Below are 26,969 nucleotides of genomic sequence, written 5' to 3'. Positions count from 1 at the left end.
ATACCTCAATCATTCTTGTCATTTCGAATTAAATCTTTTAACTCGTCCAAAAACACACTAATATCTTTGAATTGTCGATAGACAGATGCAAAGCGCACATAGGCTACCTCGTCCACATCTGCTAGACGATCCATCACCATTTCACCGATATCATCACTTTGTACTTCAGATGTCCCGCGATTTCGCAATTCTGTCTCAATATCAACTGCAATATTCTCAAGTTGTTCTAATGCTACCGGTCTTTTTTCGCATGCTCGAATTAAGCCGCGCATTAATTTGTCACGACTATATTCTTCTCTTGTCCCTTCTTTTTTCACGACAATTAAAGGTACCTCTTCAATTCGCTCAAATGTTGTGAAGCGAAAATCACACGATTCACACTCTCTTCTTCGACGTATGGAGCGACCTTCTTCAATTGGTCTCGAATCTAATACTTTAGTATTTTTATAATGACAATGTGGACACCGCAAGCTTAATCATCCTTCGTTTCTTTATTCTTTCGTACCGACGAAATCTAACTCTTTCTTTATTTTAGCATAAAGCTTTGGAATTAATTTATGACTATAACCAAAGTCAAATGGTATAGCTGATTCTGTTGTAGCTGAAATATCGATTGCTGTCCGATAAGGTTTTACCATGATAATAGTCATAATGATAAATACTTTTCGTCCTGCTTTGTAGTTAAAACTAATTTCTCCATGTTCTTTAGAAATACCAACAATTTGGCATTCTTTCATATTACTGAATAGTGGCTCTAATTTGTCAAATGCTTTATCTTTTGTTGTTTTAAAGTAATGGGTCTGCAAAGCTGGATCCCAATGTTTGTCTCTTGTTTCTGAGTGATTATTAAAATTCTTATTTAACGTGTTACGGAATGACATATATTATTACACCTCGTTATGTATTTTATTACTATACATTTTAACACGTTTTAGCAAAGAAAACGATTAATCACTATCTGTTACGCGAAATTCTTTCTTTAGAAATGAGTTTAAAACAAAATAGTTTTTATGATTATTTCACTATAATTGATGTAGTAATTTTGAAATTATATCTCTGCTTAGAAACCGCTCGGGCTTGTCCGCTTCCCTTTCCGCGGGTTTTTCTCCTCAGCTAACTTTTTCAGCAAAGTGCGCTTAAAAAGTGGATCTTCGGATAAAAACTTCTCGCAGGAGTGGAAGCGGACGCCTGCGCTAATTTGATATGCTACAACGCTAGCATGAAGGAGCATTATGGTATTTCTATCATTTGAAAAATTGTTGATTGGAGTAACAGCTTCTAATACTAGCTGTCACAAGCATTGTAGAACATTCATATAGTGGAGGCCGATTGCGCAGACTCCTGCAGGAACAGTACGAGCTGAAGATCCATTTTTAAAACTAAAATTTATTTTAGTTTTAAAAATTAGCTGAGGCCGTCCCTGCGGTATAGGAAACACTTTGAAAGCTTGCTTGAACAGATGTTGACTTATGCCTGTGGTAAAAGCGAAGCAATCGGCCGGAACGATATGCAAGCACACTATTCAATTCAAAATTACTACATCGTTTATAGTGTAGTAGCTTGTTATTGCGCCATATATCGTTTTGACGTGAAGAAAAATATCTATGTCCGAAAGCTGGTAATAGTAAAATCCAAACGTTTAATTGATAAAACGTTTGGATTCAGAGTTTATCCTGGCTTCTTATTGTGCTTTTATATTTTTTAATTGAATTGCTCCCATTCCTCTGGGAACTTCTATTTTTTCAGTCGATTTGGCTTCTAATTGTTCTTCAATATAGGCTACCGCAACATGTGGATCAATCATGTCACCACACGTATAAACATCAATACTTGCATAACCATGTTCCGGAAAACTATGGATCGTTAAATGAGATTCAGAAATGATAACCACACCACTTACACCAAATGGTGCAAATTTATGAAATGCAACCTCACGAACTTCTGCACCAGCTTTTAGCGCAGCATTCACAAACGTTTTTTCTAAAGTTTCTATATCATTTAATAAATCCAGATTACATTCCCATAATTCTGCTATTACGTGTCTACCCATTGTATCCATGTGTAACTCCCCCTTATATTCACAAGTTCCTTTGAATAATATTGCATGAGATGCCACGGGGGAAAGTTAGTCCAAAGAGGTCCTAACCCTTTAAGCATTCAATCTAACCACATTATCCAAAAGATCTTTGTACTAGCTTACCATATAATAAAGCAGGACTTCCAACAGTGAAGGTTTTTTAAAGTATTCGCTATGCCTACTTATTTATCTGAAGATGATTCAGCTAGAAAAGATGTGCAAAAAGATTATATCTACTTTTGTCGAATTTGACAAGTTAAATTTTAATGACAACACAAATTAAACACTTACAATGTTAATCTAATACTTCCCATTTTTTTAAAAGCGTATCTAATTGCTCAGCTGAACTTTCGATCGTTCCACTATTATCGATGACAGCATCTGCTTTTGCACGCTTATTATCGATATCCATTTGAGCATTCATTCGATTTTGCGCTTCTTTTTCTGTGAATTGATTACGTTCCATTAAGCGTTTCAATTGAATATCCTCGGTCGTATACACAACAATGGTTTTGTCAACCAGATACGTTAAGTCATTTTCGAACAAAAGCGGTATATCTAACACGATGAAATTGTGACCTTGTTGAAGAAACATCTTTTTCTTCTGTTCCATTCTCACTCTCACTGCTGGATGGACAATTGCATTTAATTTTTCTCTTTTTGTTTTGTCCTGGAAAATAATTTCTCCTAAGTGTTTACGATTGAGAGTACCATCCTCTAAAAGTATACCTTCCCCAAAGGTTTCTGCTATTGTTTGTAGAGCTTTCTCTCCGGGCTCCACTACTTCTCTAGCAACCTTATCTGCATCGATAACAGGGATGGAGTATTTCTCTTGTATCATATTGCTGATTGTTGATTTTCCGGTTGCGATGTTACCAGTTAATCCAATAATCAAGATATACACCTCTTTTTTAGCTTGTCCGATCTTTTAAATAAGAAAGAGCAGGTAAAACGAGTACAGCTGCTCGATCCATCAAATGTACTACTTTATACGATTACCATCTTCCAAATACCTATAACAATAAGTAAAAACCCTGGTAGAATGGAAACCTTCTTCATTCCTTTGATATTAGCAAAATATTTCCCAGTATAGACACCAACTATAAGAAATAAAGAAGTTAACACAAATACAAATAAAGAAGTAATGACAGGGGAAGCACCTAATATCGATACACCTATACCCGCACCAAACGAATCTAACGATAACGCGATACCTATTAAAAACGGCTCTATTCCGTTAATTTTACCAGAATGGTCGATATCTGCTTCCATTGGCTTTTTAAGAATTTTAATTAAAAAAGGTATCTTTTTCTTCTTTTTTTTCTTTTCCACTAAAGTGGTTAACAAAAGGACACCAACCATGGCCAAAATAAATCCACCAACCATCTCGGCGGATTGAATGGAAATGATCGACGATAATACATCACCAATGATCATCGATATTCCAAATACGGTTGCTACAGTTATTGATATCTTCAGCATTTCACTTAATGGTAACGTTAATTCTCTCAACCCATAAGTAAATGCTACCAGAAAACTATCAATGCTAATCGCTATGATAATTAAGGCTAACATCATCTGCTCTCATTACTCCTTCACACAGTTATTTTCTGTATTATATGGAGTAATGAGAAAAGATGTGATGCATTAAAGTGGTTGACAAGTTGGACAGTAGTGCGTTCCTCTTCCATTCACTTTAATCTTCATGATAATATCCTGACACTGATTACATGCTTTATCGCTTTGAGCATATACATTTAATTGTTGTTGAAACATTCCGATTTGCCCTTGAGAGTTCACATAAGATCGGATTGTCGTTCCGCCTTGTTTTACGGCATCCTTTAGCGTGACGACGGCAGCCTCTAAAATATGAATTACTTTTTCATCTGATAAATGAAACCCTTTTGTTAAAGGATGAACACCTGCTAAAAACAATGTTTCATCCACATAAATGTTACCTAGACCTGCAATTACGGATTGATCCAATAATATATTTTTAATATTTCGTTCACTTTTTTGAACTTTTTCTTGAAAGGTACGAAGTGAAAAATCTGCTTCTAATGGGTCTTTTGCTAGTAAAAGAAGCGGCTTTTTGGCTGTTTCTGTACCTTTCTCTTGCAGATGCATGGTACCAAATTTACGGACATCCCGGTAACGTAAATCGGTGCCATCTGTAAATTGGAAAACGACATGCGTATGAGCAATTAACTCTTCCTCATGGGAAAAAACGCCATATTTCCCTTCCATACGCAAGTGTGATACTAACACGTGTTGATCCAGATCAAATAATAAAAATTTCCCTTTTCTCCTGATGTCATGAATCGTCTGGGTTTTTATCAATTCAATAAATTGATGGTGATCATCTGGTTCTTGAATAATTTTTGGCCAAAATACATCGACTGATTTTATTTTTTTGCCGATTACTAATTGCTTTAACGTTTGCCTAATTGTCTCTACTTCTGGTAATTCTGGCATCTTAAAAACTCCTACTCTTTATTTTGCGTCATACCATGTTTCTCCATATTCTACGTCGACTTTCAAAGGCACACTTAACTCAATTGCACGTTCCATCACATCGACAACTAGTTTTGAAATGTCTGCTAATTCTTCCTCAGGTACTTCTAATATCAACTCATCATGTACTTGCAGCAGAAGTGTTGCTTGATACTTTTCTTTTTTTAATTGGTGATCCAATTCGATCATTGCTAATTTAATAATATCTGCAGCACTACCTTGAATCGGCGTATTCATAGCGGTTCTTTCAGCAAAGCTTCGCTGGTTAAAGTTACGGCTGGTGATCTCTGGCAAATAACGTCTCCGATTCATAATCGTGGTTACATAGCCATTTTGTTTTGCTTCTTGAACAATTTCTTTCATATATTCCTGAACACCAGGGTAACTATCCAAGTAACGACTAATAAAGGTCTTTGCTTCTTTTCTCGTAATACCTAAACTTTGGGAAAGTCCATAATCACTAATACCATAAACGATTCCAAAGTTTACCGCTTTTGCTTGACGTCTCATATTGGATGTTACGTCTTCTTCTTTCACATGAAAGACATCCATTGCCGTTTGTGTATGAATATCTTTGTCCTCTTTAAATGCTGCTTGTAGCTTTTCATCGTTGGCGATATGAGCTAACACTCGTAATTCGATTTGAGAATAATCGGCAGCAATCATTTTCCAACCTTTTTTTGAAGGTACGAATGCTTGTCTGATTTTCCGTCCTTCCTCAATACGAATCGGGATATTTTGCAAATTAGGGTCAATCGAGCTTAATCTTCCCGTTTGCGTCAACGCTTGGTTGAAACGAGTATGAATTTTACTACTATCTTTATGAATCACTTTCAGCAAGCCGGCAACATAGGTAGAATCTAGCTTTTTCAATTGACGGTACAATAACAATTTATCAATAATCGCATGCTTGCCTTGCAGTTGTTCTAATACATCTGCAGCGGTTGAGTAACCCGTCTTTGTTTTTTTAACAACTGGTAACTCTAATTTTTCAAATAAGATCGGACCTAATTGTTTTGGTGAATTGATATTAAATGTTTCACCCGCCAATTCATAAATCTCTTTTTCTAGCGTGTCTAGTCGTTCTTTCAGTTCCTCACCCATATCTTTCAGGCGCTGTACATCGACTTTCACACCTGTTGCTTCCATTTCACCGAGTACTAAAGCAAGAGGCAATTCTAAATCCATTAACAAAGATAACTGTTTGTTCTCTTCTAGAGCTTGTTCCATTTGGCCTTTTAACTGATAAATCATATTTGTCTTACGAACAATGTGTTCCTGCCATTTTTTTTCTTCGGTAGGTAATCCTTTTTTTGCACCTTTACCGTATACTTCTTCATCAAACAGGATATTTTTTTCATTAAATCGATGGCTAATAGCTGGTACATCATGGTTATTCTCAGATGGATTAATTAAATAAGAAGCTAACAAAATATCGAACGAAATCCCTTTGATCGCAATCGATAACCGATTCAGTAAAACCGTAATTTTTTTGGCATCGAATACATACTTTTTCTGTTGGTCGTTCTCTGCCCATTTCTTAAACACTTCTGATTCTTCGATAACATTGATAGGAATAAAGTATTTTCCTTTTTCATTGACAATTGAAGCGCCAATCATTTTTTCTGTGTGATAGCTTTCATTTAATATTTCGATCTCAAACGCATCGATTCCTGTAAATATGTCTTCGGTCACTTCTGATATTACTTGAAACTCTATTTCTTCTAATGCTTGTACTTCTTCGGTCTCTTCTTCCTCACCGTCGATTCGATTTAATAGCGAATTGAAACCTAATTCTTTAAAGAAGTCTTTTACATTCTTTTCTTGATAACCTTGATATTTCGTATCATCTGTCGTAATTTCAATTGGTGAATCTTGATTAATGGTAACAAGTTGTTTACTCATAAAGGCTTCTTCTTTATTGTTTTCTAATTTTTCTTTCAGTTTTTTACCGGAAACTTCGTCTAAATGATCATAAAGATTTTCTACAGTTTCAAATTGTTTTAATAGTTTGACTGCCGTTTTTTGACCGACACCTGGTACCCCTGGGATATTATCTGACTTGTCTCCCATTAATGCTTTAAGATCAAGGATTTGTTCTGCCGTTACTTCCATGTCTTCTTTTAGCGTTTCAGGAGTATAGGTCATAACCTCACTAATACCTTTTTTTGTTAAGCGTACATCGACTTTTTCTGATACAAGTTGCAGTAAATCTTTATCTCCTGAGATCACTTTAACTTCAAAATCTTTATCTTTTGCTTGCTTGGCGATCGTACCGATAATATCATCTGCTTCATAGTTCGTTAATTGATAATGTTTAATCGCTAGAGCGTCTAATAGTTCACGCAATATTGGAAATTGTTCACTTAATTCCGATGCTGTTTTTTCTCTTCCACCTTTATAGTCTTTATATGTTTCGTGACGAAATGTTGTTTTACCTGCATCAAAGGCAACAAGCATATGGCTAGGTTGTTCCTCTTCTAGAATTCTCAATAACATCGTAGTAAAACCATAGACAGCATTGGTATACACGCCTTTATCATTATTTAATAAAGGTAAAGCAAAAAAAGCACGATATGCAATGCTATTCCCATCAATTAATATTAGCTTGTTTGTCATATTACCGATCTCCTTTTCGATTCAATCCATTGCATCTATTTTACCATGTTTGTGAGCAATAAAGAAAGCCAGGCAACGCTAGGTCGCCTGGCTCCTGTTTTATTCATAATAACCTAGCAAGATATCCGCATATGGTGAACCTTGTGGGATAATAATCGTTGTTTCACCGTCAACTGTTTCTTTGTAGGATTCTAACGTTCGGTACAACTGATAAAAGTCAGGGTCTTGTTCAAAAGCGACATTATACATTTCCGCTGCTTCTAATTCCCCTTCTGCACGAATTTCTTCAGCCTCAGCATTCGCTTTAGAAAGCATCTCTGTTACATCACGATCCGCATTTGCGGTAATTCTGCTTTTTTCAGCTTCCCCTTGTGATAAATATTGTTGTGCTTGTGATTCACGTTCCGAAATCATCCGGTTGAAAACGGATTGCTCGTTTTCTTGAGGTAGGTCTGTTCTTTTAATACGAACGTCATCGACTTGTATACCGTAATTATCACGTTCTAATAATGTATTGACACGATCAGTAATTCGTTCATTTAAATCGCCTCTCGTGCTTCCTTCATCATTGATGATTTCATCATAATCCATTGAACCTAATTCTGAACGAATCACAGAAAAGATAAATTCACCCATTCGTGATTCCGCACCCAATTCCGTACGAGCATTTGCAATCATAGAAGCTGGATCCGTTATTTCCCATATCGCATAATTATCTATAATCATACGTTTTTTATCCAGCGTATTAATTTCTCGTTCCATTACATCATAAACTAATTTTTTCTTAGGCAAAGTAGTAATAGATTGTAAGAGAGGAATTCTGAATTTCAATCCGGGGTTGTCTTCGATACGTACCACTTCCCCAAATTGACGAACTACTTTGTATTCCCCTTCTTTTACGATAAACATACTACTGATAAATACAATAATTAAAACAATCGTCAGTAAAATAGCTACACCCATTTTTATCATGCGGCGTATCTCTTTTGGTGTCATTTTTTTCATATCGTATACATTATTGTTCTCTGTCATTATTTTCAGCCTCCTCTTCATCAGAATTTTCCTCATCAGAAGAATCTGTTGCTGGAGGTAATGCTTGTGTAGAACCATTCTGACCTAAAGGTAAATACTTCAACGTATTTCCATCATCATTCATAATATAAATGTTTGCCTCTGGTAAGACTTGGTCTAACGTTTCAAGTACTAAACGTTGTCTTGTAATCTCAGGACTATCTTCATATGCATCATATAAAGCATTGAACGCAGAGACATTACCACGCGCTGTTTCGATTCGCTCAATTTTGTCACCTTCAGCTCGAGAGATAATTGCGTCTTTTTCCCCTAATGCTTCTTCATATATTTCATTACGATATTTATCTGCTTCGTTTTTCTTGGTATTCATCGTTTCTCGTGCATCGGTTACTTTCATAAAAGCTTGACGCACTTCCTCGTTAGGTAAATCTACTTCTTGTAGCTTTACATCTTGAATCGCAATCCCTACTTCATAATCTTCCATAAGACTTACTAATAAATCCAATACTTCATTTTCAATTTCTGCTTTCCCATCTGTTAAGGCGTCGTCAATCGTAGAAGAACCAATAATACTTCTAAGTGAAGCTGATGTGGCATTATAAAGAACTTGTTGTGGGTCATTTGAATTGAATAAATACTTACTAGGTTCAATAATTTTCCATTGAACGACTAAATCCGCTTGTAAAATATTTTCATCACCGGTAATCATTCGAACTACATCCGCACTTTCTGCTTGCTCAGGATCATAGCCGAAGTTTAAGCTAAAAGTTTCTTTTGATAAAGTCTCTACTGTTTGAATAGGCCATGGCAGTTTAAAATGCAGACCTGGTTCTGTTGTTCCCTCTTCCGCTTCTCCAAATGTTATTAATACGGCTTGTTCCGATTCATCAACGGTATACCAACTCGTCGCGACGAACAAACCTAAGACAACTACAGCTACAATGATACCAATCCAGCTGTAGATTTGCTTCAATGTCATCTCATTTCCCCCTTTTATTACTTTACACCTATGCAAATGTACCATATATACTCTTATTACGTAATAACTATTCTATAAGTTTCATAAAACATAAATAAAAATGGTGAAAGAAATCATAAGAGATTTCTTTCACCATTTTTTTGGTATTTTAACTGTAAAGCATGATCCTTTTCCTTCTACACTGGTCACACTGATATTACCTTGGTGTGCTTCGACAATATGTTTTACTATTGCTAGACCAAGTCCCGTTCCACCTGTGTTCCGACTCCGAGCTCGGTCGACCCGGTAAAAACGCTCGAATATTCGTTGTGTCGCTTCTTCTGGAATACCAATACCCGTGTCCTCTACTTGTATTTCAATTTCATTATTTAATTCTTTTATTCTTAAAAATACAGTTCCGTTTGTACCTGTATAATTAATGGCATTATACATTAAATTTAATAGTACTTGTTGTAACCGATCCGGATCACCGTAGAAGTGGATATTAGGTTGAATTTCCTGAGTGAACTGTAACGACTTTGCATTAGCCTGCTGTTCAATCAAAGTCAAACTACTTTGTAACCATTCATCAACATTAATTAACTTAGTATTAAGTTTCATTTCTTCCTTTTCTATCTTGGATAGTTCCAACAAATCATGGACTAGTGATTGTAACCTAGTACTTTCTTTTAAAATAATGGTTAGAAACTGCTTGGTAATTTCTTCATCTGGTGATTCGTCGTCTAACAATGTTTCTGCAAAACCGCGTATCGATGTTATCGGTGTTTTTAACTCATGCGATACGTTTGCGACAAAATCTTTTCGCATCTCTTCGACTCGCTTCAAGTCCGTAATATCATGAAACACAAGCACAGCGCCTTTTAAATCTTTCACATCATTAATCACTGGTGCTCCGACAACTTCAATGTAATGTTTTTCTTTTTTTATGGTTTTTACTATATTTCCATTCATCTTTTCTTCATATAGAAAAGTTTCCTGGACAACCTTATGTATTGTTGTATCTTCAAGCACATCATAATATAAATAACCTATATAATCGACAGACTTTTTCCCAAACATTCCAATAAATTTACGGTTAATTAAGTGTACATAACCCCGCTCATCAATTAACATTAGGCCACTTTCCATATTATTTAAGACGGTCTTCCACTGACTCCCCTGCATCTTCTCTTGGATCGTCATTTCCTGAAGATTTCGTGCTAATACATTAATCGCGTTACTTAACTGCTGTGCTTCACCGTGTGGTTTTACATATGTACGAGCATTATAATTTCCTTTAACCAGTTCGTTTGTCACATTAATAGAAGCTCTGATCGGACGTACATAGTTTTCAAACATGTGATAAATCAAAACTAATAATATAATAAATCCGATTATTAAAGAAATTAAAACAAAAAATTGCTCTTCGTCAGCTGTTAAAGGAAGAATAACAAATCCAATTAAAATAAATACTGATGCAATCATTAATATGTAGCGATAAAACAGATTTATTCTTTGTTTGGCATCCATCTTAGTAAGGTTCCTCCATTTTATAACCTAGACCTCTAATTGTCTTGATATAAACTGGATGTTTCGTATCTGGTTCAATTTTTTCACGCAAATGGCTAACATGTACATCCACTATCCTGGTATCACCTACGAAGTCATAGTTCCATACGGCGCTTAGCAACTGGTCACGTGATAAGACTTTACCCTTGTGTTTTGCAAGGTAATGCAACAATTCAAATTCTTTTCGAGTAAAGCTAAGTGCATCCCCTTTTATAGTAGCTTCGTATTGTTGTGGATAAATTAACAGATCAGATATTTTGATAAAAGGTTGATCTTCACTGCTCTCGCGCGTTTTAGATCGTCTCAATATTGCTTTTATTCTTGCGACCACTTCTTTAGGACTAAATGGTTTGGTTAAATAATCATCTGCACCAAGCTCTAATCCTAAAACTTTGTCAAACTCATCATCTTTAGCTGTTAACATTAGGATTGGTGTGTCTATTTGTTTTTGTCTTAACGCCTTACATACGTCAGTACCTTCCATTCCTGGTAACATGAGGTCTAAAATAATAAGATCGAATTCTCCGCTACTTGCTTTTTGCAAACCATCTATCCCATCAAAAGCAGTATCTGTTTTAAATCCGGATTTCTCAATATTGTATTGTAATAAGGTTACAATAGATTGTTCGTCATCTACAATTAATACCTTCTCTTCCATCAAAGCACCCCATCTTTTATCTATATTAACTTTATCATACATGGACTAGCAGATATTGTGAATAGATATATACTACAAAAATGCATAATACTTGTAAAATTTTATTTACATTCCTTTACCTTCCATTAACAAAATGCTGAGCAGTAATTCTTTGCTTGGTAGTAATAATGAGATGTCTTATGTAGTTTTTATCGGTGCGTAATATCAGGAAACTGCGCAATAAATGATGTAGTAATTTTGAGATAATGTTTGTGCGTAGAAACCGCTACGGCTTGTCCGCTTCCCTTTCCACGGCTTTTTCTCCTCAGCTAACTTTGGAAAGCAAAAACCGCTTGCCAAAGTGGATCTTCGGATAAAAACGTGCCGTAGGAGTTGAAGCGGACGCCTACGCTAATTTGATATTCTACAACGCTAGCATGAGGTAGCATTATGCCATTTCTATTATGTGAAAAAAGAAATAATAATATAACAACTCAAAATGCTATATGTCACAGCAGTTGTAGAACAAATATATAAGCGTAGGCCGCCCACTTTCACTCCTGTGGGAACATTTTACCTGAAGATCCACTTTTTTAGCGTTCTTTGCTTAAAAAGTTAGCTGAAGGTAAAACCCCACGGAAAGGAAAGTGGGCAGCCGGAGCGGATGTTTATCTGACAATACATTTCAAAATTACCACTTTGGTTAATACATACACATCGGTTATTGCGCAGTATGTTCCTAATACGCACAAAAAATCCAAACGATTAATCGTTTGGATTTTTTTAATTATAGAATTATTTTACCTCTACTTCTTTGTAGATAATGAGGACTGTTTTTGCTTAGTCCATATTTTTGATTAATTCATCAGCAAACTCTGATGATTTAACTTCTGTTGCGCCGTCCATTAGACGTGCGAAGTCATATGTTACAACTTTAGAACCAATTGTTTTATCCATTGATTTAAGGATTAATTCAGCTGCTTCTCTCCATCCAAGGTGTTCAAGCATCAATACACCAGAAAGAATTACTGAAGATGGGTTCACTTTATCAAGACCTGCATATTTTGGTGCTGTACCATGTGTAGCTTCAAAAATTGCATGTCCAGACTCATAGTTAATGTTCGCACCTGGTGCAATACCGATACCGCCAACTTGTGCAGCTAGTGCATCAGAAATATAATCACCATTTAAGTTCATAGTTGCTACTACATCAAACTCTTTTGGACGAGTTAGAATTTGTTGTAAGAAGATATCAGCAATTGAATCTTTTACAATAATACGTCCAGCTGCTTCTGCTTCATCTTGTGCTTTATTTGCAGCATCTTTACCATCTTTTTCTACGATGCGCTCCCATTCTGCCCAAGTGAATACTTTATCACCATATTCTTTCTCAGCTACTTCATAACCCCAGTTTTTGAAAGAACCTTCAGTAAATTTCATAATGTTACCTTTGTGGACTAATGTTACACTTTTACGTCCTTCGTTAATGGCATAATCAATTGCTGCACGTACAAGACGAGTCGTACCTTCTTTAGAAACAGGTTTCACTCCTAGACCAGAAGTTTCTGGGAAACGAATATTTTCAACACCCATTTCATTTTGAAGGAAGTTGATTACTTTTTTCACTTCGTCTGATCCTTCTTGCCATTCGATACCTGCATAAATGTCTTCTGTGTTCTCACGGAAGATTACCATATCTGTATCTTCTGGACGTTTTACTGGAGATGGAACTCCTTCAAACCAACGTACAGGACGAAGACATGCAAAAAGATCTAACTTTTGACGTAATGCTACGTTTAAAGAACGAATTCCTCCACCAATTGGTGTTGTAAGAGGTCCTTTAATTGCAATCTTGTTTTCGCGAATAACATCTAACGTTTCTTCTGGTAACCATTCACCAGTCTTGTCAAATGCTTTTTGACCTGCAAGAACTTCTTTCCATTCAATACCTTTTTCACCGTTATATGCTTTTTCAACTGATGCTTCTAATACACGGCTTGCTGCTGCCCAGATGTCTGGTCCAGTTCCGTCACCTTCAATAAAAGGGATAATCGGTTTATTAGGTGTTTGCACAACACCATTTTCTACTGTAATTTTTTCACCCATAATTCAAATTCCTCCTATATTTCAATAATATTTATATCATTTTCATAAAGAAAATGGTTAACGTTTATTAATGTCCACATAAGTTTGTTTTTGTGGACCTACATATTCTGCACGAGGTCTAATCAAACGGTTGTTTTCATATTGTTCTAGGATATGTGCAATCCAACCAGAGAAACGACTCATTGCAAAAATAGGTGTATACAAGTCATGTTTGATCCCTAAACTATGGTACACGGACGCGGAATAGAAATCAACATTTGCAGGTAAACCTTTTTCTTCTTTAATGAAATCTTCTATCTTCACAGACATTTCATACCATTTTTCCATTCCATGACGTGCCGTAAGTTCCTTAGACATTTTTTTCAAATGTTTGGCACGTGGATCGCCACTTTTGTAAACACGGTGGCCCATGCCCATTATTTTTTCTTTGTTTGCCATTTTCTCTTTTACATATGGAATGGCATTTTCTACTTCACCAATTTCATTTAACATGGTCATAACTGCTTCATTTGCTCCACCATGTAATGGTCCTTTAAGAGCACTAATAGCTGCCGTAATGCCTGAATACATATCAGATAATGTCGCAACACACACTCTTGAAGTGAAAGTGGAAGCATTTAGTTCATGATCCGCATGAAGCACTAACGCTTTGTTAATTGCTTCTACTTCTAAATCACTTGGCTCTTCTGCATTTAACATATATAAGAAATTAGCCGCATAGCTCAATCCTGCTTTAGGTTGAACTACTTCTTTACCATCTCGCACACGTGAATAAGAAGCTACAACTGCTGCTACTTTTGCTTGCAAGCGAACTGCTTTTCGCTGATTCGCCTCCTCGCTCATATCATCTGCTTCTGGATCATATAATCCTAACAAAGAAATAGCTGTTCTAAGAGCAGCCATTGGGTGAACACTATGTATATCATATGATTTAAAATGTTCGACAACCGCTTCTGGTATTGTCATATTATCAAATAAATCTTTTTCAAAATCTGCTAATTCTTGTTTGTTTGGCAGTCTTTTGTTCCATAATAAGAAAACAACTTCTTCAAAGCTAGCATTCTCAGCTAGATCATCAATGGTGTACCCAACGTATGTCAGCTGGTCATCAATGATGGAACTTACCTTTGTTTCAGCTGCTACTACCCCTTCAAGTCCTTTCGTTGTTGACATAACATCCCTCTCCTTTTCTTATCCATATTGCTTTTAGCTTAAAAGTTCTAAGTGATAAACACTTGTTGCTATTGAACATCCCCATGACTATTATAAACAAACAAAAAAAGATAGTAAATGAAAACGATTAAAATTAATCATATAAAATTGCTTTTATTCATAGCTTGTACTATGTAGATTACTTTATAAATGGAATGGATTCTAATAATTTAATAATAACGTAAGCAATCCCAGCTCCAATTAATGGACCGACAGCCACCCCTTGGAATACTACCACAGCAATAATTGTACCTAGCACTAAGGCTGTTGTTATTTGTGGATCATCTGCTAGTAATGTGAGTCCATGTCTTGCAACAACCGCTACAAATATACCTGCAATAAGAGCTACCCAAGCATGATATGACTTCACACTTTGCAGCAAATCTTTAAAACCGATTTCACCTGTTGCGATTGGTATCAAAACTGCAACGGTTATAATGATAACTCCCCAGCCAATTCCTTTATCCTGGATGTAAGGAAAGAGTTTATCATCGATTTTTAATAATTTCATTCCAAATAGAATATAGACGGCCACCATTATTGCCTGATTTTTTGCAATGTAACCAAGCAGAAATAAAATAAGTAAAAATACGGTTGAACTACTTAACATGATCTATCCTCCATCATTCAATAACCAAACTATATCTTACCACACTGTCGTTGTTTTTTGAAAATAAAATTCACTCATAAGGGGCTACTTCCATGCCTAACAAACAAATGTTATTCAGAATAACATATTTACTACTCATAATTAGTCTAGCCTTGCTAGCAATTTATTTCATTATTCAATATTTATTCCCACTCTTTTTAGCTTGTCTATTCGCAGTATTGTTACTTCCTATTATTCGGTTCCTTCATTTTCATTTCAAAGTGCCATATGTATTAAGCTGCATTCTTACGATCTTGAGTGCAATTCTAGTTTCCACATTATTGCTTTTTGTTGCTGGAGTAGAGTTACTACAAGGGATTATCTATTTAACAAAATGGATCCCTAACCATCTTCAGTTTTTAGTAAGAGAAGTGACCGAAAATTTTAATCAATGGATTCACCCTATTATTCAGAAGGTTAACCAATATATACATAATCTTCCTTCTGAACAACATACATTAATAGAAGAACAGTTAGGCGAAATTAGCATTAGTCTTGCCGATCAAGTCGCCTATCTGTTAGAAATCATATTAAATTGGATTGGTAGTCAAATGGCGAACTTACCTGGGTCCATGACCATTCTTATCTTTTCTTTTTTATGTACATTTTTTATCTGTAAAGATTGGGACACATTCTACCAGTATCTTTTGAAAACCGTGCCCATTTCATACATAAAGCTTACATCGAATATTTCTCGACAAATGAAAGAAAAGGTAATGAAATATATGAAAGCACAATTAATGCTCATATTCATTACCTTCCTCATTATTTTAGTCGGATTGTCTATTTTCCAAATTAAACATGCTTTTACGATAGCGATTATTTTAGCAATTGTTGATATATTTCCGATTTTAGGCACAGGAATTATCTTTATCCCATGGTCACTTTTTTTGTTTATGACAGGTGAAACAACTCTTGCCATTTGTTTATTTAGTTTATATTTATTCGTGATCTTCTTAAGGCAAATATTAGAACCCAAATTTGTTGCTACTGCGCTTGGCATACATCCGATATTAACGATACTTGCTATTTATTTAGGGTTTCAATTATTTGGTGTAAAAGGAATATGGATCGGACCCGTTATTCTCTTTATAAGTAAAGCTTGCAGTGAAGCCAAGCTCTTTCATATTATTTGGCAATATATCAAATATAATAATGTTAACGTCGATAAACTTTGAACCTGCCATTTTCCACCCATTTACGTGCAATATTTTGAAACATATTTTTAAATGGTCTTCTTGTCACTGGTATTAGCAGCAGAAAACCAATCGCATCTGTAATAAATCCAGGCGTTAGTAAGACAACGCCACCAATTAAAATACAAATTCCATCAAATATACGTTCTTGTGGCGGATAGCCTTTTGCCATTGATTCTCTGGCATTATGAAGAGTTTCTAAGCCTTGTTGTTTCGCTAACCAGGCGCCGATTATCCCTGTTAGTATAATTAACAGGATTAACCACCATGGACCAATATAGCCTCCTGCCCAAACAAATAGGCCTATTTCCAAAGCTGGAACGACTAAAATAAATAATAGTAACCACCGAAACATGATTGTCCCCCTTTTCTTGTTGAAACACGTTACCGAACCTTGACTACGCTCAACATTGTAAAAAATTGGATTCTATTTACGGGATAAGTACTTCTGTTGACGGGATAAACGATTGTCTTCACGGGAAATAGTGATCGTTTCACAGGATAAGTCTTCATATCCCGTGAAGCGAAGAACATATCCCGTCAAGAGCATGCATTATCCAGTGAAGCACATTTATTTATATATCAAATTAATATCTTATTCATAATTTACCTTATACTTTGCACATTCAAATTTTTCCCTAAGGTATAAAAAAGAGAAGAAGACAGGCTTCTTCTCTAATTTGTTATCATAACATTACAGAACGCTTGCATGTCCAGCGTAAATATCACCTTTTGAAGCATCAATTGTGATATCTTGTCCATCTGTAATTAATTCTAGAGCTCTTTCAACTCCAACAATTACTGGAATACCAAGACTAAGACCAACGACTGCTGCATGAGAAGTTAAGCCGCCTTCTTCTGTAATAATACCACCCGCTTTTTCGATTGATGGCATCATATCTTTATCTGTGCCATACGTGATGATAATATCATCTTGTTGGATCTTTAATTTTGCTTCTTCAGCATCTTTGGCAATAACAGCACGTCCATAGGCACTACCTTTTCCCACGCCTTGACCTTTAGCTAGTACATCCCCAATTACATGAATTTTCATAAGATTGGTTGTACCACTTTCACCAACAGGAACACCTGCAGTGATAATCACACGGTCTCCACGTTTAAAGTGGTTTGTTTGCAGTCCTCGTTCAATTGCTTCTTCCAATACATCATCCGTTGTATGCAGTAACGTACCTACTATGGTTTCTACACCCCATACTAATGCCAATCTTCTACTTACTTGTTCATCAAATGTTACCGCAATGATTGGCGACTCTGGGCGATATTTGGAAATCATACGAGCCGTAAATCCACTTACGGTTGGTGTTAAGATCGCATCTACATTTAAATTCATTGCTGTATGATTTACAGACTGACTAATACCATCTGTAATTGTCATATCAGATGCTTTAGAACGTAAATCTAGCATACCTTTATGATCTATTGCAGTCTCTGCCTTCTTAGCAATATTACTCATCGTCTCTACTGCTTCAATCGGATAGTCACCTGCTGCTGTTTCACCGGATAACATAATAGCATCTGTTCCGTCTAAAATAGCGTTGGCAACGTCCGAAGCTTCAGCTCTTGTTGGACGAGGGTTACGTTGCATCGAATCTAACATTTGTGTTGCAGTAATAACAGGTTTACCTGCATTATTACATTTAAAAATCATTTCCTTTTGTACAAGTGGTACGTCTTCTGGTGGAATTTCAACACCTAAATCACCACGAGCAACCATTAATCCATCACTTACTTGTAAAATGGCATCAAGGTTATCCACACCTTCTTGGTTTTCAATCTTAGGAATGATCTGAATGTGTGTCGCATTATTATCTTCTAATAATCCTCTAATTTCCAGTACATCGGATGCACGTCGAACAAAGGATGCCGCAATGAAATCTACACCTTGTTCAATACCAAATTTAATATCTGCCGCATCTTTATCGGTAATACCTGGTAAATTAACACTTACATTAGGTACGTTTACACCTTTTTTGTTTTTTAATAAACCAGAATTTAATGCTACGGTTTTCAGCTCATTGTTCTCTTTTGAAACATCTGTTACTTCTAATGCGATTAATCCATCATCCAATAGCAATTTTGATCCAACGTGCACGTCATGAATTAATTGTGGGTATGTAACAGAAATACGTTCTTCATTACCTTCAATATCATCCATGGAAACATAAACTGTATTTCCTCTTTGGATATCAGCTTTTCCATCTTTTAATGTGCCTGTTCTAATCTCAGGTCCTTTAGTATCTAATAAAATAGCTACTGTTTTACCTAATTTTTTGGCTGCTTTACGAATATTCTCAATTCTCGCACCATGTTCATCAAAATCACCATGCGAAAAGTTTAAACGGGCAACATTCATACCTGCTTCGATTAATTGTTCTAACTTTTCTTCTGACTCTGATGCAGGTCCTATTGTACAAACTATTTTTGTTCTTCTCATTTTGTTTCCTCCTTTAGTCTTGTCTATCCTATTTCGACTAATGTTACTGCGATGATTACTAAATTTAAATAGAAAGCTGGTTCGCTAATTTATACATGTTCATATTTACAGCATGTTTTTCTCTTAGTACTTCCGCAATGTCATGGTCAACCACTACATTGTTTTGTACACCGACCACACGACCACCGATGCCATCAATTAGCAAGTCAACCGCTTTAGCACCTAAACGGCTTGCTAGCACTCGATCATAGCCTGACGGTGAACCTCCACGCTGTATGTGACCTAATACGGTTACACGTGTTTCCATTTTTGTTTCTTCTTCGATACGTTTTCCATACTCCACACCACTACCGACACCTTCAGCGAGAATAATGATACTGTGTTTCTTTCCACGATCTTGACCACGTTTTAATTTTCCTACTACACTTTCAAAACTTTCGGTTTGTTCTGGTATGATGACACTTTCAGCCCCATTGGCAAGACCTGCCCATAAAGCTAAGTCACCAGCGTCTCTTCCCATTACTTCAATAACATATGTACGCTCATGGGATGTAGCTGTATCACGAATTTTATCGACAGCATTGACGATCGTATTTAACGCCGTATCAAAACCTATTGTATAATCAGTACCCGGAATATCATTGTCAATGGTACCCGGTACACCAATACAAGGAAAACCTTTTTGCGTTAGTTTTTCTGCACCACGAAATGACCCATCCCCACCAATAACAATGAGTCCTTCGATACCTATTTTTCTCATTTGTTCAATAGCTTTTTGTTGTCCTTCATCTGTTTTGAATTCTTCCGAACGTGCTGAATATAAAATCGTCCCGCCTCTTTGGATAATGTCACCAACTGAGCCTAATTCCATTTTTTTAATATTGCCTTCCATTAGTCCTTCATATCCGTTGTAAACTCCATAAACTTCTAATTCATGATATATGGCTTTACGTACAACCGCACGAACAGCAGCGTTCATACCTGGAGCATCTCCACCACTAGTTAGTACACCAATTTTTTTCACAAAATCACCTCTTTAACAAAATAAATTGTCTTAAAACATTTTTCCCCATTATTTCTCTTTTTTAAACTAAAAGAATTCCACCTAAGATTATACATGAATTTAACACGAAACTCACCCCTAAACATTATAATTTTAGCTTATTTCGCTAATCTATGAAAGTTTTTCAAATTTTCATGTGAGTTTTTCGTTTGTAATTGTTTAAATAAAGGATAAAATTTACTGGAATTAGTTTCCGTTATACTATGATAAAAGCGATTATCCACTCAAAAACGAACTTAACTAGAAACTTTGGTGTCTAAAAGAAGAATTATGCGACATAACCCTTTATTGTGAAATGATCTTTGAAATCTGATAACTGCTTCAAAATCGCTTCGGCTTGACCACTTCCCTTTCCTTGGGGTTTTCCATTCAGCTAACTTTTCCAAGCAAAAAGCGCATGGAAAAGTGGATCTTCATGGAAAACGATCCCACAGGAGTGGAAGTGGCCGCCTACGCTGAATGAAACTCTACAAAGATTGCAAATGCTAGCATTTTGGATTTGTTACAGATATGAACATATTTTGTTAATTATGATAAGTATATTAAAGACGAATTCATAAGCGATATGGAATAACACGAATATGATTATTCTTACTTTAGTTGTAGAGCATTAAAAAGCGCAGGCGGCCGCTTTCACTCCTGCGGGATGTTTTTACCCTAAGATCCACTTTTAAAGCGCATTTTGCTTAAAAAGTTAGCTTAGGGTAAAAACCCGCGGAAAGGGAAGCGGACAAGCCGGAGCGATTGCAAAGCACATATATATTCTCATAATTACCATCAGGGTTATGTCGCATAATCCTTCCTTCACGCAAAAAAACCCAAACGATTCGACCGTTTGGATTTTAGAAAATTGTAAATGATTTCTGTCATTGTTTCTTGTACATTATACTTCTATTAATGATTCAACTTCGCCTATTTTTTTATATTTTTCGAAGCGATTTTCTAATAATGATGTATCATCAAGTTCTTCTAATTCTTGTAAGGACTCATCCAATACAGTGCTTATGCTTAATGCTTGGGTTACGTGATCTCGATGTGCTCCACCTAATGGTTCTGGGATAACTTGATCAATAATACCTAATTCTTTAAGATCTGGAGCAGTTATTTTTAGCGATTTTGCAGCTCTTTCTGCTTGGCTCGAGTCTTTCCAAAGCAATGCAGCAGCACCTTCTGGAGAGATAACTGAATAGGTTGAATTCTCTAACATATGAATACGATCACCTACACCTAAGGCAAGTGCTCCACCACTTCCCCCTTCACCAATCACAATACAGATAATCGGGACTTTTAATCCAGCCATTTCCATTAAGTTACGCGCTATGGCTTCACTTTGACCACGTTCTTCTGCGGCTCTGCCTGGATAGGCCCCTTTTGTATCAATAAATGTAATAATAGGGCGGTTAAATTTTTCAGCTTGTTTCATATGTCTTAAGGCTTTTCGATATCCTTCTGGATGAGGACTCCCAAAATTTCGCTTAATATTTTCTTTTGTATTTTTCCCACGTTGCTGGCCAATCACGGTAACAGGTTTGCCTTTATATTTAGCAATTCCTGCTACAATTGCCTCATCGTCTCCATACAGTCGATCACCATGAAACTCAATAAAATTGGTAAATAATTGTTCAATATAATCTAGTGATGTTGGTCGCTCTGAATGGCGAGCAATCTGAACGCGATCCCAAGGTTTTAACTTTCCGTAAATATCATTTTCTAACCTTGCTAATCGTTCTTCCATTTTACTTATTTCGTCTGACAAATCAATATCACTGTCTTTTGTCATTGTTTTTAATTCTTCAATCTTCTCTCTTAGTTCGACAACCGGTTTTTCAAACTCGAGCGCTTGTTTCATTTGCTTCACCTCCAACCTCATGGATATCAAGTATCATACCTAAAGTATCACGCATCTCTTGTCTTTCAATCACTTTATCCACTTGTCCATGTTTGAGTTGAAATTCTGCCGTTTGAAAATCTTTAGGTAACTTCTCGCGAATGGTTTGTTCGATAATTCTTCGACCCGCAAACCCTATTAATGCACCAGGTTCTGCAAAATTATAATCTCCGATGGAAGCAAAGCTAGCAGATACACCACCAGTTGTAGGATTTGTCATAACAGAAATAAATAAACCATTTTCTGCGTGCAACCTTTGAATCGCGATGGAGGTTTTTGCCATTTGCATCAGACTTAATACACCTTCTTGCATTCGTGCTCCACCTGATGCTGTAAAAATAATAATGGGCATTTTTTCAATCCGTGCTTGTTCAATTGCTCGAGCTATTTTTTCTCCTACTACAGAGCCCATACTCCCCATACGGAAGCGAGCATCCATGACTGCAATAGCTGTTCGAATATCATGAATTTTCCCTTCACCTGTAACAACTGCTTCGTTTAAACCAGTTTTTTGTCTATCTTTTTCTATTTTTTCTTCATATTGAGGGAAGTTTAATGGATTTTGTGATAATAACTCTTTATCCCACTCCTGAAAACTACCTTCATCAAACAAACTATTAATTCGATCATAGGCAGAGATCTGATGGTGATGACCACATTCTGGGCATACATTTAAGTTTTTTTGTAATTCTTTTTGATAAAATATTTTTTGACAACCGCCACATTTTTGCATCAAACCTTCAGGTATATCTTTTTTTGCATTTTCTCCAGGAATCGATGCATATTTTTTCTTTTTTCCAAACAAATCTTTCAACAAGGAAGATTCCTCCTTCTTCAGTCCACTATCAATGTATTCTTCTTGTGAATCTCTTATTCTTGTGTTTTTCTATATTTTTTAACGATATTTCGATAATAATCAGGGGAAACCTCTAGTTCCATATTCGCCTGAAAGTCTTGCATTAACCGCCACATTTTAAACAGTAGTTGATTACCGTTTTCCTCGAAAAAGACAGAAAAAAAGTGGTGGTGCTTTTCTTCTTTTGTTAAGGAAGAATCTTCAACTAATGCTTCTAATTTTTTTAACATGTGATCTGGAATGGAATCCAATGATAGAACATGTTGTTCTAAAACTTTCTGTGCTTCTTGTAATTCAATTTTCGTACGTGTATCTTGCAAAACAAATGATGCTAATACTTCCACCGCATGATATGTCTGATAGTTACGTAAAAAAGTACCTTCTCCTTGGCGAGTTTCAATAATTCCTAGTAATTCAATAGCTCTTAAGGCTTCTCTAACAGATGATCTTGCTGCATCAAACTGAATCGACAATTGTCTTTCAGAAGGTAATTTATCACCAGGAACATAACCATCCTCTTTAATAAGTCGCTGGATTTCCATTAAAACAAGTTGATAGACTTTCTTCCGCTCAGACATTTGTTTCCTCCTGCACTTCACCTCTAATTGGTCTGACCAATCAACTATTTTATTATATCAGATCATAATATGATGTAAAGTGGACACACCTCTTAAGTGGCATGCTTAATCACAACATTATCTTCTCCAAATAAGGCTTTTAACTCTTTGATCACATTCCACGCACTATCGACATTATATGCAGAAGGCAGTTTAAATAGCTGTTGTTCTTGCTCTTTATAAAGGAAAATAGTGGAGGAACCTGGATATTTCGTAGCAATTTCCTTTAATTTTTCCATTGGATTATTATTATCATTAGCCACTTTTATATAGATACTGTCCTTAGTAATTTGTTTTTCTTCCAATTGATATGGTTGAATGTCATTGATAATCATTTGTTTTTTATCGTTTCTTTCTTCCACTTTTCCTTGAATAAAAACAAAGCCATCTTCGTCCAGCCAGTGATTCACTTGTCTAAACACATTTGGAAAAAGGACAGCTTCCAATTCCTCTGTTTCATCAGCGATCGTTACAAATGCCATTGTTTCACCTTTTTTTGTTCGTATCACTTTCATCGATTGAATAACTGCTGCGATTTTAACACTTTTCCTATTAATGGATGTAGCCTGCTGGATCGAAATATAACCGTATTGTCGAATTTGATCACGCACCTGTGCTAATGGATGTGTCGATACAAAAAAGCCGATTACTTCTCGTTCCATCATCAGTTGTCGCATAATTGGAAAAGGATCTGTTTCCGTATAGGAGACGTCTAAGGCAAGATCGCCTTCAAAAAATCCTAATTGATCATCAAATTCTTTAAAAAGCTCACCTTGCTCCAAGGCTTCATCTAAACTTGCTAAAAGTGTTGCCCTATTTTCATGCAATTCATCAAACGTACCTGCTAAGATTAACGATTCAATAATTGTACGATTTATTTTGTTTAGTGAAACACGCAAACAGAAATCAAATAAATTTTTAAAACGTTGCTCTTTTCTCGCTTGAATAATCGCTTGTACCGCTTGGAAACCTACACCTTTAATCATATTTAAGCCTAATCGAATCCCGTTCTTTTCTTCTCTGAATTTACCGATACTCTTGTTTATCGAAGGAGGAAAGATAGGAATATTACGATGCTTAGCTTCTCTTAAATAGATTTGTGTTTTGTCTACATTTCCAATGTTCATGCTTAACATTTCAATAAAGAATGGAACAGGATAATTTGACTTTAGATAGGCTAATTGATAGGCAATAACACTATATGCCACCGCGTGACTTCGATTAAAACCATAGTTTGAAAATCGGACAATCCAATCAAATACTTCTTCTGCGACTTTCTTTGTATATCCATTCCCATTACAGCCATTTAAAAACTTTTGTTTATTTTCCAAAAGTGAAACCTTGTCTTTCTTACTGACTGCTCTTCTAAGTATATCTGCTTCACCATAGCTGAATCCTGCCATTTTATTAACAATTTGCATTATTTGTTCTTGGTACACTAATACGCCATACGTTTTTGAGAGAATATCTTCCAAATCCGGATGTAAGTATTCTACTTTTTTTCGATTATGCTTTCTCTCTATATAAGAAGGAATAAATTCCATTGGCCCTGGACGATATAGTGCATTAACGGCTACAATATCTTCAAAATTTGTTGGCTGTAACTCTCGCAGGACTTTCTGCATGCCTTGAGACTCTAACTGAAAAACACCATTTGTCTCAGCACGTTGTAATAACTGATAGGTTTTTTCATCATTAAATGGAATAGTTTCTAAATCAATATCTGTATTGTGCTGATATTTTATCTGTTTTACGATTTTTTCGATAAGGGTTAAATTTCTTAGCCCAAGAAAATCCATTTTTAACAAACCAACGCTTGCTAAGTCATTCATTGCGTATTGTGTTAATTTAATATTGTTTTGTGTTGGCATTGTTGCCACGTGATTAGACAGTACTTCATCACTAATAATAACACCAGCCGCATGAGTAGATACATGTCTGGGTAGCCCCTCTAGGCGATTAGCTATTTTAAAAAGGTGTTTCAGTTGATCGGATTGTTTTACATATTCGGTTAATTCGGGTGTTTGCTTTAACATTGCTGCAATCGTACTTGTACTATCCTTTGGTAATGATTTCAGGATATAGGCAGCGTCATTATCACTTATTTCTAAGGTCTTAAAAAGTTCTCGTAATAGAGATCGAGCTGCAAACGTACCAAAGGTCACAATTTGCGCTACATGATCCGAACCATACTTATCGACAACGTAACGAATTACTTCGTCTCTTCGTTCATCTGAAAAGTCAATATCGATATCAGGCATCGTCACACGGTCAGGATTCAAAAAACGCTCGAATAATAAATCATATTTAATCGGGTCTACATCTGTGATACCTAACAAATAAGCAACAAGTGAACCTGCTGCCGAACCTCGACCTGGGCCTACCATAATATCATTTTCTTTTGCGTAATGAACAAAGTCCCACACAATTAGAAAGTAATCACTAAATCCCATCGACTGAATTACATCGATTTCGTAATGTAAGCGGTCAGCAATTTCTTTGGTAATAGATATATATTTTTTTTGTAGTAAATCCTCACATAACTCTTCTAAGTAATGATCGGCATGAACGCCATGAGATAGTGGATATTTAGGCAACAACCGTTGATTTAAAGTTAAGTCAATCTGACAGGATCCTGCTACTCTGTCTGCTTCTTTTAATAGCTTCGGCCATTTTTGAAAGCTTTGTTCTAATTCTGATAATGATAGTAAATGACTACCATCCAATTCTTCTTCAAGTGATTTATTCCATTTTTGACCTTGAGCCATTGCACGTAAACAACTATATGCTGTATGGTCTTGTTTATGTAAATAGCGTGTATCTGTTAACGCGATTTTATTTGTTTTAAACTGTTCTAATGTTCCACGATAAGAAATCATTTCTTCGGTAACACCTAAGTAAAGATTAGCTAAAGATAAATCGGTACTGATGCTTTCTAATTGACTTTGTAAGTGTTCGGCTTGCCATTGATCTGTTGGAATAATCGTTACAATGTGTTCGTCCGCTTCCTGGACCTCACTGATGGATAGTGACTCTCCATGCTGAATACGTGTACTCCATTCTAATAAATATTGATAACCAGGTTGATCTTTCGCTAGCCAGATCACTTCAATAGGCTGTTCATTTGGTTCGATTGCACCTAACAGACCAATAATCGGGTTTATCCCCGCCTTTTTGCATGATTGATAAAAAGAAATAGCTCCATGTAGTACACTCTCATCTGTTAGGGCAAGATGGCGGTAGCCTAACTGCTTAGCTTGATCAATCAGAGAAGGGATTTGGATCGTACTTTTCATTAATGAATAGCCACTTCTAATTTGCAATGCAGCTGTCGATGTCATAACGTTCACCTCCTCGTTTACAATACGATCAAATGTTTCGGTTCTTATATTATAGCAGATGATTCACAACTTGTAAGTTGATAAACATATAGTAGACAAGGTTACATATATTTTAATAAAGTGAGACTTCTATTAGGGAAAGTTTTTGACTTCCCCTGATTGGTAGCGAAACTTATCAGG

Annotated in this window: 22 protein-coding genes; 1 reads left to right on the top strand and 21 read right to left on the bottom strand. The window is 36.0% G+C overall.

The window, feature by feature from the left end; translation table 11 throughout:
* Window positions 1–5 precede the first annotated feature (5 nt).
* The 14 genes from nrdR to BN3107_RS08020 form a co-directional block, all read right to left on the bottom strand.
* Entirely contained in the window at window positions 6–470 is a 465-nt protein-coding gene (nrdR, locus tag BN3107_RS08085; protein ID WP_058307134.1) for a transcriptional regulator NrdR, read from the bottom strand.
* A 21-nt stretch (window positions 471–491) separates the two neighbouring features.
* Complete coding sequence (locus BN3107_RS08080) at window positions 492–881, bottom strand: hypothetical protein (protein WP_058307133.1); 390 nt, start codon at window positions 879–881, stop codon at window positions 492–494.
* A gap of 800 nt (window positions 882–1,681) precedes the next feature.
* Window positions 1,682–2,059, bottom strand: a complete 378-nt coding sequence (gene speD / locus BN3107_RS08075) for an adenosylmethionine decarboxylase (RefSeq protein WP_058307132.1) — start codon at window positions 2,057–2,059, stop codon at window positions 1,682–1,684.
* A 313-nt stretch (window positions 2,060–2,372) separates the two neighbouring features.
* A complete protein-coding gene (coaE, locus tag BN3107_RS08070; protein ID WP_077065078.1) occupies window positions 2,373–2,972 on the bottom strand; it encodes a dephospho-CoA kinase in 600 nt (199 codons plus the stop codon).
* 92 nt (window positions 2,973–3,064) lie between these two features.
* Entirely contained in the window at window positions 3,065–3,655 is a 591-nt protein-coding gene (gene ytaF / locus BN3107_RS08065; protein ID WP_058307131.1) for a sporulation membrane protein YtaF, read from the bottom strand.
* A 69-nt stretch (window positions 3,656–3,724) separates the two neighbouring features.
* Window positions 3,725–4,552 carry a DNA-formamidopyrimidine glycosylase gene (gene mutM, locus BN3107_RS08060; RefSeq protein ID WP_058307130.1) on the bottom strand — a complete coding sequence of 276 codons (828 nt, stop codon included), beginning with the start codon at window positions 4,550–4,552 and terminating at the stop codon, window positions 3,725–3,727.
* A gap of 18 nt (window positions 4,553–4,570) precedes the next feature.
* Complete coding sequence (gene polA / locus BN3107_RS08055) at window positions 4,571–7,210, bottom strand: DNA polymerase I (RefSeq protein ID WP_058307129.1); 2,640 nt, start codon at window positions 7,208–7,210, stop codon at window positions 4,571–4,573.
* A 99-nt stretch (window positions 7,211–7,309) separates the two neighbouring features.
* Complete coding sequence (gene hflC, locus BN3107_RS08050; protein WP_058307128.1) at window positions 7,310–8,242, bottom strand: protease modulator HflC; 933 nt, start codon at window positions 8,240–8,242, stop codon at window positions 7,310–7,312.
* Window positions 8,226–9,221, bottom strand: coding sequence for an FtsH protease activity modulator HflK (gene hflK / locus BN3107_RS08045; protein WP_058307127.1), 996 nt, complete (start codon window positions 9,219–9,221; stop codon window positions 8,226–8,228). Before hflK ends, hflC begins: the two co-directional genes overlap by 17 nt.
* 129 nt (window positions 9,222–9,350) lie before the next feature.
* On the bottom strand, window positions 9,351–10,730 hold the full coding sequence (gene pnpS / locus BN3107_RS08040) for a two-component system histidine kinase PnpS (RefSeq protein ID WP_058307126.1): 1,380 nt from the start codon (window positions 10,728–10,730) through the stop codon (window positions 9,351–9,353).
* 1 nt (window position 10,731) lies between these two features.
* Window positions 10,732–11,427 (bottom strand): response regulator transcription factor, encoded by a 696-nt coding sequence (locus BN3107_RS08035; RefSeq protein ID WP_058307125.1) that lies wholly within the window; start codon window positions 11,425–11,427, stop codon window positions 10,732–10,734.
* Window positions 11,428–12,246: 819 nt separating this feature from the next.
* Window positions 12,247–13,512 carry an NADP-dependent isocitrate dehydrogenase gene (gene icd / locus BN3107_RS08030; RefSeq protein ID WP_058307124.1) on the bottom strand — a complete coding sequence of 422 codons (1,266 nt, stop codon included), beginning with the start codon at window positions 13,510–13,512 and terminating at the stop codon, window positions 12,247–12,249.
* A gap of 57 nt (window positions 13,513–13,569) precedes the next feature.
* Window positions 13,570–14,685 carry a citrate synthase gene (gene citZ, locus BN3107_RS08025; RefSeq protein ID WP_058307123.1) on the bottom strand — a complete coding sequence of 372 codons (1,116 nt, stop codon included), beginning with the start codon at window positions 14,683–14,685 and terminating at the stop codon, window positions 13,570–13,572.
* Between the two features lie 178 nt (window positions 14,686–14,863).
* Entirely contained in the window at window positions 14,864–15,334 is a 471-nt protein-coding gene (locus tag BN3107_RS08020; protein ID WP_058307122.1) for a DUF441 domain-containing protein, read from the bottom strand.
* A gap of 92 nt (window positions 15,335–15,426) precedes the next feature.
* Between BN3107_RS08020 and ytvI the strand changes: the two genes are divergently transcribed.
* Window positions 15,427–16,551 (top strand): sporulation integral membrane protein YtvI, encoded by a 1,125-nt coding sequence (ytvI, locus tag BN3107_RS08015; protein WP_058307121.1) that lies wholly within the window; start codon window positions 15,427–15,429, stop codon window positions 16,549–16,551.
* On the opposite strand, the gene BN3107_RS08010 is transcribed toward ytvI, so the two are convergent.
* From BN3107_RS08010 to dnaE, 7 genes are all read right to left on the bottom strand, one after another.
* Window positions 16,532–16,924, bottom strand: coding sequence for an FxsA family protein (locus BN3107_RS08010; RefSeq protein ID WP_058307120.1), 393 nt, complete (start codon window positions 16,922–16,924; stop codon window positions 16,532–16,534). The two genes, ytvI and BN3107_RS08010, sit on opposite strands and share 20 nt — an antisense overlap.
* Before the next feature lie 339 nt (window positions 16,925–17,263).
* Window positions 17,264–19,024 carry a pyruvate kinase gene (gene pyk / locus BN3107_RS08005; protein WP_058307119.1) on the bottom strand — a complete coding sequence of 587 codons (1,761 nt, stop codon included), beginning with the start codon at window positions 19,022–19,024 and terminating at the stop codon, window positions 17,264–17,266.
* Window positions 19,025–19,088: 64 nt separating this feature from the next.
* Window positions 19,089–20,048, bottom strand: coding sequence for a 6-phosphofructokinase (gene pfkA / locus BN3107_RS08000; RefSeq protein ID WP_058307118.1), 960 nt, complete (start codon window positions 20,046–20,048; stop codon window positions 19,089–19,091).
* A 922-nt stretch (window positions 20,049–20,970) separates the two neighbouring features.
* On the bottom strand, window positions 20,971–21,936 hold the full coding sequence (accA, locus tag BN3107_RS07995) for an acetyl-CoA carboxylase carboxyl transferase subunit alpha (protein WP_058307117.1): 966 nt from the start codon (window positions 21,934–21,936) through the stop codon (window positions 20,971–20,973).
* Entirely contained in the window at window positions 21,914–22,792 is an 879-nt protein-coding gene (gene accD / locus BN3107_RS07990; RefSeq protein WP_058307116.1) for an acetyl-CoA carboxylase, carboxyltransferase subunit beta, read from the bottom strand. Before accD ends, accA begins: the two co-directional genes overlap by 23 nt.
* A gap of 53 nt (window positions 22,793–22,845) precedes the next feature.
* Window positions 22,846–23,409, bottom strand: coding sequence for a FadR/GntR family transcriptional regulator (locus BN3107_RS07985; protein WP_058307115.1), 564 nt, complete (start codon window positions 23,407–23,409; stop codon window positions 22,846–22,848).
* A gap of 92 nt (window positions 23,410–23,501) precedes the next feature.
* Window positions 23,502–26,789 carry a DNA polymerase III subunit alpha gene (gene dnaE / locus BN3107_RS07980; protein WP_058307114.1) on the bottom strand — a complete coding sequence of 1,096 codons (3,288 nt, stop codon included), beginning with the start codon at window positions 26,787–26,789 and terminating at the stop codon, window positions 23,502–23,504.
* Between the last annotated feature and the right edge of the window lie 180 nt (window positions 26,790–26,969).

This window comes from Gracilibacillus massiliensis (genome assembly GCF_001458115.1).
Lineage (GTDB): Bacteria > Bacillota > Bacilli > Bacillales > Amphibacillaceae > Gracilibacillus > Gracilibacillus massiliensis.
This window is presented reverse-complemented; position numbering and strand designations above follow the sequence as displayed.

Bases quoted from the DNA above. Each gene is read 5' to 3' on its own strand.
- ytvI (WP_058307121.1), top strand. From the start codon at position 15,427: ATGCCTAACAAACAAATGTTATTCAGAATAACATATTTACTACTCATA.
- accA (WP_058307117.1), bottom strand. From the start codon at position 21,936: ATGAAACAAGCGCTCGAGTTTGAAAAACCGGTTGTCGAACTAAGAGAG.
- BN3107_RS08080 (WP_058307133.1), bottom strand. From the start codon at position 881: ATGTCATTCCGTAACACGTTAAATAAGAATTTTAATAATCACTCAGAA.
- citZ (WP_058307123.1), bottom strand. From the start codon at position 14,685: ATGTCAACAACGAAAGGACTTGAAGGGGTAGTAGCAGCTGAAACAAAG.
- dnaE (WP_058307114.1), bottom strand. From the start codon at position 26,789: ATGACATCGACAGCTGCATTGCAAATTAGAAGTGGCTATTCATTAATG.
- mutM (WP_058307130.1), bottom strand. From the start codon at position 4,552: ATGCCAGAATTACCAGAAGTAGAGACAATTAGGCAAACGTTAAAGCAA.
- pyk (WP_058307119.1), bottom strand. From the start codon at position 19,024: ATGAGAAGAACAAAAATAGTTTGTACAATAGGACCTGCATCAGAGTCA.
- BN3107_RS08010 (WP_058307120.1), bottom strand. From the start codon at position 16,924: ATGTTTCGGTGGTTACTATTATTTATTTTAGTCGTTCCAGCTTTGGAA.
- hflK (WP_058307127.1), bottom strand. From the start codon at position 9,221: ATGACATTGAAGCAAATCTACAGCTGGATTGGTATCATTGTAGCTGTA.
- BN3107_RS08035 (WP_058307125.1), bottom strand. From the start codon at position 11,427: ATGGAAGAGAAGGTATTAATTGTAGATGACGAACAATCTATTGTAACC.
- polA (WP_058307129.1), bottom strand. From the start codon at position 7,210: ATGACAAACAAGCTAATATTAATTGATGGGAATAGCATTGCATATCGT.
- BN3107_RS07985 (WP_058307115.1), bottom strand. From the start codon at position 23,409: ATGTCTGAGCGGAAGAAAGTCTATCAACTTGTTTTAATGGAAATCCAG.
- ytaF (WP_058307131.1), bottom strand. From the start codon at position 3,655: ATGATGTTAGCCTTAATTATCATAGCGATTAGCATTGATAGTTTTCTG.
- pnpS (WP_058307126.1), bottom strand. From the start codon at position 10,730: ATGGATGCCAAACAAAGAATAAATCTGTTTTATCGCTACATATTAATG.
- icd (WP_058307124.1), bottom strand. From the start codon at position 13,512: ATGGGTGAAAAAATTACAGTAGAAAATGGTGTTGTGCAAACACCTAAT.
- speD (WP_058307132.1), bottom strand. From the start codon at position 2,059: ATGGATACAATGGGTAGACACGTAATAGCAGAATTATGGGAATGTAAT.
- BN3107_RS08020 (WP_058307122.1), bottom strand. From the start codon at position 15,334: ATGTTAAGTAGTTCAACCGTATTTTTACTTATTTTATTTCTGCTTGGT.
- hflC (WP_058307128.1), bottom strand. From the start codon at position 8,242: ATGACAGAGAACAATAATGTATACGATATGAAAAAAATGACACCAAAA.